The 239-nt window shown below is 69.0% G+C and carries 1 pseudogene; it reads right to left on the bottom strand.

The window, feature by feature from the left end:
• Window positions 1-239, bottom strand: a pseudogene (locus tag SB816_RS34695) (hypothetical protein); the annotation flags it as partial.

Below are 239 nucleotides of genomic sequence, written 5' to 3'. Positions count from 1 at the left end.
CGCACGCCGGCGCGGCCACCCGGCACGCCGAGCTCGAGCAGCACGTTCAGCGTCTTGTTCGCCGCGCCGAAAAAGCGGCCGAGCTGCTCGACGCCATCGACGGAATCGACGAGGCAGAAGAACTCGAATTCGGGATCGGACAGCAGCCCCGCGATGATCGTCATGTTCTGGCGGCCGACCAGTTGGTTCGCCAGCAGCACGCGCCGCCCGGCGGACGATATCGGCGGCCGCATCGCGCG

The organism is Achromobacter sp. SIMBA_011 (assembly GCF_046535435.1).
In the GTDB taxonomy this organism is placed as follows: Bacteria; Pseudomonadota; Gammaproteobacteria; order Burkholderiales; family Burkholderiaceae_B; genus Achromobacter; species Achromobacter dolens.
This window is presented reverse-complemented; position numbering and strand designations above follow the sequence as displayed.